The 5,548-nt window shown below is 73.0% G+C and carries 3 protein-coding genes; 1 reads left to right on the top strand and 2 read right to left on the bottom strand.

Annotated elements, in window-relative coordinates; all coding sequences use genetic code 11:
• Positions 1-36: 36 nt before the first annotated feature.
• Together HW445_RS17085 and HW445_RS17080 are read right to left on the bottom strand one after the other, a co-directional pair.
• The gene (locus HW445_RS17085) at positions 37-2,628 is read right to left on the bottom strand and encodes an ABC transporter permease (protein ID WP_180221874.1); all 2,592 of its coding nucleotides are present in this window, start codon (positions 2,626-2,628) and stop codon (positions 37-39) included.
• Entirely contained in the window at positions 2,625-3,443 is an 819-nt protein-coding gene (locus tag HW445_RS17080; protein ID WP_180221873.1) for an ABC transporter ATP-binding protein, read from the bottom strand. Before HW445_RS17080 ends, HW445_RS17085 begins: the two co-directional genes overlap by 4 nt.
• Positions 3,444-3,944: 501 nt before the next feature.
• On the opposite strand from HW445_RS17080, the gene HW445_RS17075 reads away from it, so the two are divergent.
• Entirely contained in the window at positions 3,945-5,492 is a 1,548-nt protein-coding gene (locus HW445_RS17075) for an MFS transporter (protein WP_180221872.1), read from the top strand.
• The last annotated feature ends 56 nt before the right edge of the window (positions 5,493-5,548 follow it).

Below are 5,548 nucleotides of genomic sequence, written 5' to 3'. Positions count from 1 at the left end.
GGGTCCGGGCGGGGCCTGGTGGAGGCGGCGGGAGGGTCACTCCGTGGCGATGGCGCCGAGGACGTTCATGCGGCCCGCGCGGAAGGCGGGGGCGAGGGCGGCGAGGAGGCCCACCACCGCCGACCCGGCGAAGACGGCGAGGATCGTCGGCCACGGCACCTCCAGCACCGTGAGCCCCTCCAGCGCGAGGAGCTGCTGGGCGGCCGTGCCCCAGCCCATGCCCAGACCGAGCCCCAGCAGCGCGCCGAAGAGCGCGATGACCACGGACTCCAGCCGGATCATCCGCCGCAGCTGCCGCCGGGAGAGCCCGATCGCCCGCATCAGGCCGATCTCCCGGGTGCGCTCGACGACCGACAGGGCGAGCGTGTTGACCACCCCGAGGACCGCGACGATCACCGCGAGCGCGAGCAGCGCGTAGACGATGTTCAGCATCTGCCCGATCTGGTCCTGGAGCGCCTCCTTGTAGTCGGTCCGGTCCATGACCTGGTACTGCGGGTAGTCGTCGAGGGCGGCCTTGAGAGCGGTGTACGCGGCGTCCTCCTGCCCGTCCCGCGCGCCGGCGAAGACCATCGAGTCCAGCGGCATCTTCTCCGCGGGGACGTACTTCGCCGCCGTGTCGATGGAGAGGTAGAGGGCGCCCTTGTCGACGGTGACCTCGTCGCTGGTGATGGCGCGGACGGTCAGGGTGCCGGTCCCGCCGCCGGGGAAGTCGACCTTCACCTCGGAGCCGATGGTGAGGCCGTACTTCTCGGCGAAGTCGCCGAAGACGGACATGGAGTCGGGCCGGTAGGCGTCGGCGAGGTCGCCGGCCTCGGTGTCGGTCCGCAGGTCCTGCGCGTACGACGGGTCGGCGGCGTTGAGCCACTCCTTCTCCGCGACGCGGCCGTCGGGCATGGTGAGCCTGGCGTCGGGGAACAGCTTGTACTCGGTGACCCGGTCGACGCCCTCGGCGTCGCGGACGGCGTCGACGGCCTGAGGGGTGATCAGCTGGCCGCTGGGCGACTGGATGATGAAGTCGGTGCCGACGGTCTTGTCGAGCTGGTCGGTGGCGGAGGCCACCATGGAGGAGCCGACGACGGAGAGGCAGGCGACCAGCGCCAGCCCGATCATCAGGGCGGCCCCGGTCGCGCCGGTCCGGCGCGGGTTGCGCAGCGCGTTGCGCTCGGCCATCCGTCCGACGGGACCGAAGAGCCGCAGGACGAGCAGCCCCAGGACCCGGACGACCCCGGAGGCGAGGACGGGGCCGACGACGATGAACCCGACGAGCGTGGTGACGATGCCCAGGCCGAGCCACTGGGAGCCCTCCCCGGCGGCGTCGGCGCGGGTGGTGGCGTAGAGCGCGGCGGCGCCGGCCAGGGTGAGGACGGTGCCGACGGCGAGCCGGATGCGTCCGGCGCGGGTGTCGGCGGGCATGCCGGGGTCGCGCAGCGCGGCCATCGGGGAGACCTTGGACGCGCGACGGGCGGGCAGGTAGGCGGCGACGAGGGTGACCACGACGCCGAGGACGACGCCCGCGACGGGCGTGGTCCAGGCGATGGTGAGGTCGTCGGTGGAGAGGTTCATGCCCATGGCGCCCATGGCTTCCATGAGCAGGACGGCGAGGCCGATGCCGGCGCCCACGCCCAGGGTGGATCCGACGACGCCGAGGATCAGGGCTTCGGCGAGCACGGTCTGGTTCACCTGCTTCCGGGACGAGCCGACGGCGCGCATCAGGCCGATCTCCCGGGTGCGCTGGGTGACGAGCATGGAGAAGGTGTTGAAGATCAGGAAGACGCCGACCATCGCGGCCAGCAGGGCGAAGCCGAGCATCGCGTACTTCATGACGTCGAGGACCCCGGCGAAGTCGGCGGAGGCCGCGTCGCCGACCTCGTCGGCGGTGAGGATCTTGTAGCCGCCGCCCGCGGCGGTGCCGGCGAGGGCGGCGGTGACGGTCTTCTTCACCTGCTCGTCGGTGTGGCCGGCGGCGGCCGTCACGTAGACGTCGGTGAAGACGTCCTTCTCGCCGATCAGGATCTGCTGGGCGGTGGGCGTGTCGAAGTAGAAGACCGCCGCGCCGGGGTTGGTGACGGTGAAGGCGGCGACGCCGCTGATCTCCGCGGCGTGGGTGCCGTTGACGTTGATGACCGAGACGGTGTCGCCGAGGGCGAGGCCGTGCTTGTCGGCGGTGTCGGCGTCGACCATCACCTGGCCGGAGCCGCGTGGCGCCGCGCCGTCGGCGATCTCCATGGTGCGGGCGTCGAAGTCGGTCCAGTTGCCGACGATGGTGGGCGCGCCGCTGGTGGGGGAGAGGCTGTCCTTGTCGGCGTCGACGACGGTGACGTTGGTGGAGAAGACCCCGCCCTCGGCGGAGGCGACGCCCTCGGCGCGCTCGACGTCCGCGACGACGGCGGCGGGCAGCACGGGTGGTTCGCCGGTGCTGGAGGAGTTCTCTGCGTCGGCGTCCCCGGGGCTGACGGTGACGTCGGCGGAGGTGGTGGCGAAGAGCTTGTCGAAGGTGGTGTTCATCGTGTCGGTGAACACCAGGGTTCCGCAGACGAAGGCCACGGAGAGCAGGACGGCGATGCCGGAGAGCGCCATCCGTCCCTTGTGGGCGAGGAAGCCGCGGACGGCGTTGCGGGTGGTGCTCATGAGGTGCGCCCCCGGGTGTCGACGGAGGGGGTCTGGGGGTGTCCCCCGGAGAAGCGCAGCATCCGGTCCAGGACGGCCTCGGCGGTGGGGGTGCGCATCTCGTCGACGATGCGGCCGTCGGCGAGGTAGACGACGCGGTCGGCGTAGGAGGCGGCGACCGGGTCGTGGGTGACCATGACGATGGTCTGGCCGAAGTCGTCGACGGAGCGGCGCAGGAAGCCGAGGATCTCCGCGCCGGCCCGGGAGTCGAGGTTTCCGGTCGGCTCGTCGCCGAAGATGATCTGCGGCCGGGACGCGAGGGCGCGGGCGACGGCGACGCGCTGCTGCTGGCCGCCGGAGAGCTGGGCGGGGCGGTGCTTGAGGCGGCCGGCGAGGCCGACGGTCTCGACGACCTGGTCCAGCCACGCCTGGTCCGGCTTCCGGCCGGCGATGTCGAGGGGGAGGGTGATGTTCTCCAGGGCGTTGAGGGTGGGGACGAGGTTGAACGCCTGGAAGACGAACCCGACCTGGTCGCGGCGTAGCCGGGTGAGCTTCTTGTCCTTGAGGCCGGTCACCTCGGTGTCGTCGAGGAAGATCTGGCCGGAGGTGACGGTGTCGAGTCCGGCGAGGCAGTGCATCAGGGTCGACTTGCCGGAGCCGGAGGGGCCCATGATGGCGGTGAACTCGCCGCGCATCAGGTCGACGTCGATGCTGTCGAGGGCGACGACGCGGGTCTCTCCGGCGCCGTAGGCCTTGACGACCTGCCGCGCCCGCGCGGCGACGGCCGATGTCCTCCCGGTGCCCCCGGACTTGGGGATGGTCACAGCCGAAGTCACGGTGCTTCTCCTTGTTCGATGTTCGATGTTCGATGAACGGTGTGTGGGACGTCCGGCCCGTGGCCGGTGCCGGACGGGTGGTGCGGTGTGCGTCGGAGCGTGCGCCCGGGTGCGTGGGCGCGCCGGCGCGGCGTGCGGTGCGGAGCGGTGCGTGCGGTGTGCCGCGGTGCGTGCGGGTGCGGTGACCTCCCCGCCGGGCGCCGCGCCGTGCCGACGCATCGAGTCTTCTCGGCCGCGGGGCGGGGCGCGATGGTGCACGGTGCAGTTGTCGGTGGGGGGTAAACCCCACCGCCGCTGGTGCCGTCCGCCTCCCCCCAGGGCGTGTGACCAGGCTAGGGAGCGGGGGCCGGGGGCCGCGTCGTCCGGCGGGTGGAGGCGTCCCGGACGGTGCCTACGGCGGTTCCCCTAGGGGGAGTTGGCCTCAGGGAGGAGGCTTCTCGGGGTTCGGTACGCCCTGCCGCGCGGGCCGGTCGTGGTGCCAAGCTGTACCCCGGCGGACAGATGTATGGGGAAGGGATTCTGGTGGCCAGGACGGGGCTTCGGGCGGCGGACGCCGGGACGTCGACGGCCGCCGCCACGCGGCGGGGCCCGGTGGTGGCGGCGTTGATGCTGGCCATGGGGCTGGTGGCGCTGGACTCGACGGTGGTCGCCACGGCCGTCCCGCAGATCGTGGGGGACCTGGGGGGCTTCGCGTACTTCTCCTGGCTGTTCTCGGGCTACCTGCTGGCGGTCACCGTCACGCTCCCGGTGTACGGCAAGCTGTCCGACACCTTCGGCCGCAAGCCGGTCCTGGTCGCGGGGGCGGTGCTCTTCCTGCTGGGGTCGCTGCTGAGCGGGCTGGCCTGGGACATGGGCTCGCTGATCGCCTTCCGCGTGGTCCAGGGGCTGGGCGGCGGCGCGTTGCAGGGCACCGTGCAGACGCTGGCGGCGGACCTGTTCCCGCTGCGGGAGCGGCCGAGGATCCAGGCGCGGCTGTCGACGGTGTGGGCGATGTCGGCGGTCGCCGGCCCTGGTGTCGGCGGGCTGCTGGCGGCGTACGCCGGGTGGCGGTGGATCTTCCTCGTCAACCTGCCGGTCGGCGCGCTGGCACTGTGGATGATCGTGCGCCATCTGCGGGAACCGCGGACGGCGGCGGCCGACGCCGCGGCGCGGCCGCCGGTCGACTGGGCGGGAGCGCTGGCGATCTTCGCCTGTGGCGGGGTGCTGCTGACGGCGCTGGTGCAGGGCGGGGTGGCGTGGCCGTGGCTCTCGGCGCCGTCGCTGCTGCTGTTCGGGGCGGGGCTGGTGCTGGCGGCGCTGGTGGTGGTGATCGAGCGGCGGGCCGCGGATCCGGTGATCCCGGGCTGGGTGTGGCGGCGCCGCACGATCGCGGCGGTCAACCTGTCGCTGGGGGCGATGGGCCTGCTGATGGTGGCGCCGACGGTGTTCCTGCCGACGTACGCGCAGGGCGTGCTGGGCCTGGAGCCGGTGGCGGCCGGGTTCGTGATGTCGGTGTGGACGCTGACCTGGCCGGTGTCGGCGGCGCTCAGCCAGCACCTGTACCGCAGGATCGGTTTCCGCGACACGGGGCTGGTGGGCATCGGGGTGACGGCGTTGGCGCTCGGCGCGTTCCAACTGCTGCCCTACCCGGGGTCGGTGTGGCAGCCGGTGCTGCTGATGGCGGTGGTGGGGGCGGGACTCGGGCTGTTCTCGGCGCCGCTGCTGGTGGGCGTGCAGTCGACGGTGGGCTGGTCGGAGCGGGGCACGACGACGGCGTCGGTGCTGTTCTGCCGGCAGACGGGGCAGACCGTGGGGGCGTCGCTGTTCGGCGCGGTGGCCAACGGGGTGCTGGCGTCACGGCTGGGCGGTGGCGACCTGGACGCGGTGACCCGGGCGCTCGACAGCGGCGCGGGGGTGCCGGAGGCGACGGGGCGGGCCCTCGCGGCGGCCACGCAGGCCGTGTACCTGGGCGCGGCGGTGGCGGCGGTGGTGGCGTTCGTGGTGCTGCTGACCCTGGCGCCGCGGCGTTTCCCTGTGCTGGCGACCAGTGCGGAGGCCCCGGGGGAGTGAGCCCGCACCGTTCCGGACCCCACCGGGCGTCCGCCGGGTGAAACCACTGCGTCGGC

The sequence above is a fragment of the Streptomyces sp. UH6 genome (assembly GCF_013421635.1).
GTDB classification, from domain to species: Bacteria; Actinomycetota; Actinomycetes; order Streptomycetales; family Streptomycetaceae; genus Streptomyces; species Streptomyces abyssomicinicus.
The sequence above is the reverse complement of the archived record's forward strand: the minus strand, read 5'-3'. Positions and strand labels throughout refer to the sequence as shown.

Bases quoted from the DNA above. Each gene is read 5' to 3' on its own strand.
- HW445_RS17075 (WP_180221872.1), top strand. From the start codon at position 3,945: ATGTATGGGGAAGGGATTCTGGTGGCCAGGACGGGGCTTCGGGCGGCG.
- HW445_RS17085 (WP_180221874.1), bottom strand. From the start codon at position 2,628: ATGAGCACCACCCGCAACGCCGTCCGCGGCTTCCTCGCCCACAAGGGA.